The following is a 3,720-nucleotide window of genomic DNA, read 5'->3' as shown; positions in this document are numbered from 1 at the left end:
GCCGGTGGATCCGGCTGCCCCGCGCCTGGTGCGGCTCCCGAACCGGGTCATGGGGACGTCGGTGCGGCGGTATTCGGTACTCCGCGCAAGTGTCCGCGCGGTCGTGCTGTCAGTGGACGGAGGTGTGCGCCATGCTGCCGTGACGCGCTTGCGCTTGCGGCTGCAACGGCACGCCTGCCGTCTGCTGATTACGGCGCGGCTGGACGGCCACACCGTTCTGGACGTCCATCACGGCATGCGCCACGAGGCCGCCCATCGGGTCGTGTCTGATCAGGTCCCGGAGCCGGGAGCGCGATGAGCGCCCCTCGTTCCCGGGGTACAGGTGCTTGCCGAGTCCGACCGCGTGGGCCAGTGCGGCGAGCGCCGCGGTCCGCGGGTCCGGCGGAACGCCGGTGCGGATCGCGCTGTCCAGCCGGGCTTTGATGTCCCGGCTGATTGCCGTGTCCGTCGCCTGGTAGCGAGTCGTCGGCAGCACTCCGCACATCTGGCCCGCCACGGCATGAACCATGCCGCACCGCTCCAGATGAGCGAGGTAGATCTGGCGAAGTCCCAGCCGGGGTCCGCCGATCCAGTGGACCGCCCGAACCGGACTGCCACGACGGCGCAGCAGTTCCAGTGCGGAGTCCAGAGTCGGATCTCCTGTCGGCCGTGGCATCACCACGGCGATACGATCCCCGTCAGGGGCTATCCGTCCTGCCAGAGCCAGCTCCACTAGCTGTGCCCCGGCCAGGCCGAGGTCGAGCGACTGCGGCTGCGCTGTGGTACCCGTGGTCGGGTCCAGAGCGAGCAACAGAAGCTCTTCCGGAATTGTTCTGCGGCTCCTGCCCATCCATGCCTCCCCGCGTGGATGAATGACAGGGTGACCCCTCTCACATTGGTCTGTCGAGGGTGCCTGGGTGCTTTGTGAGGGAACCGTTAGGTATGTCGTTCTCGTCTAGCGGCTCAGCCAAGGGTTCACACAGGACACTGGTAGATGGTTCGGACAGTGCGGGCATGACCCCGCGGCTCTTCAAGGAGGTATCGGTGGCGGGCGAGTCCCCCGGCAAGTCGGAGCAGCGGAAGTCGTCGGGGACGGCTGAGGAACGCGATCCGCGTCTCGCCGTGTTCCGTGAACCGGGCGCTGCGGCGGACGGGAACACGACGGACGGGACGACAGGCACCGCGACGGACAGCGAGACAGCGGTCTTCCGCCTGCCGCGGTCCGCGGAGGCCGACGCCTCCCAGGGCGCCTCCGCGCCCTCGGAGGGCGCAGAGGGCCCTGGAGGGGCCTCCACGCCCCGTGAGGGGGCCGAGGGGGGCGCCGAGGCGGACGATGCGGCAGGGGCGGCCAAGGCGGCGCCTGGGGCGCCTGCGGACGCGGCCGGGCCAGAGGCCGAAGGCGGCTCCGGGGCCGAAGCCGATTCCGGCCGTCCCGAGACCGATGAGCAGCCCGAGGCCGGTGCTGCCGAGGCCGGTGCCGACTCGGATCCGGCTGCCGGCGCCGAGCCCGCTGCGGGCTCCGAGCAGGAGGAGGCCTCCGAGGCCGCTCCGGCAGCCGCGGCCACACCCGACGCCGAGCCCGGTGCCGGCGCGGAAACGGATGCCGAGCCCGGCGAGCGGCCCGAGGGCGCTTCCGGGTCCGAGTCCGGGCCGGATGCCGGATCGACGCCGACCGACGCCCGGCTGCGTGCCGCCGTCGCGGCGTGGGTGGCGACGGGGCCCGACGACGAATCCGCAGTTCAGGGCGGCGCGGCCGAGGCCGGGGACAAGCCGTCCGAAGGTGACGGCAAGGCGGCCGGCGGCGACGGAGCGGACGCCACCGACGAGAGGGCGGTGAGCGCCGACGGCGCGGCGACGGCGGATGCCGGCAAGGCGCCGACCGATGACGAGGAGCCGTCGGCCGACACCGATGCCGTGGCTCCGGCCACCCGGGACACCGAGGCCTCCGCCTCCGCCGATGCCGATGCCGGCGCTGATGTCGACACAGACGCCTCCGCCGACACCGACGACGTACCGGCCGTCACCGCCTCCGGCGACGCTCCCCGCGTCCCGAGGACCCGGGCGGAAGCCTCCCCGGCCGAGGAGCCGGAGCCCGCGCGCGACGGGCGAGGAATCGATCATCCGACCGCCGTCTTCAAGGCGCCGCGGGCCGACCAGTTCGACCGGCCGACGACCGCGCTGAAGCTCCCGCCGAAGCAGGACGAGGCCGCGCGGAAGCCCGCCTCCTGGGCCGCCAAGTCCTCCGGGGCCCCCGAGGCCCCTGCCGAGCGGACCAGCAAGTTCGTGCCGCTGCGCTCGGACGACGTGCGCCCCGCGGCCGTGGTCGGTCCCACGGTCACCCCCGACGTCGCGGCGGGGCCCGGCACTCCCGGGGCCCCCGGGGCCGGTCTCACCGAGGCCGAGCGGACGAGGCAGCAGCCCATGCCGCCGAGGCCGCCGCTCGACCTGCTCGCCGAGCTCACGAACACCCCGCCCCCGCCGGAGACGCCGGTGCGCACGGCGGTCCGCAGGGTCAAGATCTGGACGCCGCTCGTCCTGCTCGCCCTGGTCATCTTTGCGATCGCGCAGGCGGTGCGCCCGCTTCCCGACCCGGCGCTGACGCTGACCGCCTCCCCGACGTACACCTTCGGCGGCGAGAAGCTGGACATGCCGTGGCCCGCGGAGGGCCAGGGCGCCGTGGAGGTCGAGGGCGTCGGCGCCATCGGCTCGTACGGCAAGGAGAAGTCCGCGCCGATCGCGAGCATGGCGAAGGTGATGACCGCCTACGTGATCCTCAAGGACCACCCGATCACCGGCAAGCAGATCGGTGAGCAGATCGCGGTGGACAAGCGCGCCGGTGAGGAGGCGAGCCTCGAGGACGAGTCGCGGGTGGCGATCGAGGAGGGCCAGAAGTACTCCGAACACCAGATGCTCGAGATGCTGATGATTCCTTCGGGGAACAACGTCGCCCGACTGCTGGCCCGCTGGGACGCGGGTACCGAGAAGGCTTTCGTCGAGAAGATGAACCAGGCGGCCGAGGACCTCGGTATGACCAACTCGACCTACACGGACCCGAGTGGCCTCAAGTCCTCCACCGTCTCGACGCCCGCCGACCAGATCAAGCTGGGCAAGGCGGTCATGCAGAGCGATGTCTTCCGGGAGATCGTGAACCAGCCCCAGGCCGACATCCCGAACGTCGGCAGGATCTACAACAACAACTACATCCTGCTGGAGCCCGGCGTCAGCGGAATCAAGACCGGCTCGTCCACTCCGGCCGGCGGCAACCTGCTCTGGACGGCCGACACGGTCGTCGACGGCAAGTCCCGCCGCATCATCGGTGCGGTGATGGGAGCGACGCTCGACGGCACGCTGGACGCGAAGCTGGAGCGCGCGAGGCAGAACAGCCTCAAGCTGATCCAGGCTGCGCAGAAGGGTGTCGAATCCGCCACCGTCGTCAAGAAGGGCCAGGTCGTCGGCTATGTCGACAACGGCCTGGGCGGGCAGACCCCCGTGGTCGCGACCAAGGACCTGAAGGCCGTCGGCTGGGGCGGGCTCGAGGTCGACCTCAAGCTGACCGACGGCGACAAGACGCCTGCCCACGCGGCGAAGGCGGGCACCGTCGTCGGCGAGGTGACGGTAGGCACCGGCACGGGCCAGGTCTCGGCCCCCGTCGCCCTGCAGAGCGAGATGACGGAACCGGGCTTCGGCGACAAGCTCACCCGCATCACCTGACCGACCGGCCCCTGTCCCCGCCCTCGCGGG

The 3,720-nt window shown here is 71.7% G+C and carries 2 protein-coding genes; one reads left to right on the top strand and one right to left on the bottom strand.

What is annotated here, in order from left to right; translation table 11 throughout:
* Positions 1–109: 109 nt before the first annotated feature.
* Positions 110–829, bottom strand: coding sequence for a GOLPH3/VPS74 family protein (locus ACFWFI_RS41625; RefSeq protein WP_387400993.1), 720 nt, complete (start codon positions 827–829; stop codon positions 110–112).
* Between the two features lie 164 nt (positions 830–993).
* Between ACFWFI_RS41625 and ACFWFI_RS41620 the strand changes: the two genes are divergently transcribed.
* The gene (locus tag ACFWFI_RS41620; RefSeq protein WP_387400991.1) at positions 994–3,690 is read left to right on the top strand and encodes a D-alanyl-D-alanine carboxypeptidase; all 2,697 of its coding nucleotides are present in this window, start codon (positions 994–996) and stop codon (positions 3,688–3,690) included.
* The last annotated feature ends 30 nt before the right edge of the window (positions 3,691–3,720 follow it).

Origin of the sequence: Streptomyces sp. NPDC060209 (genome assembly GCF_042728155.1) — a bacterium.
Classification (GTDB): Bacteria; Actinomycetota; Actinomycetes; order Streptomycetales; family Streptomycetaceae; genus Streptomyces.
Note: the sequence above shows the minus strand (reverse complement) of the source record. Positions and strands in the feature narration are given on the sequence as shown.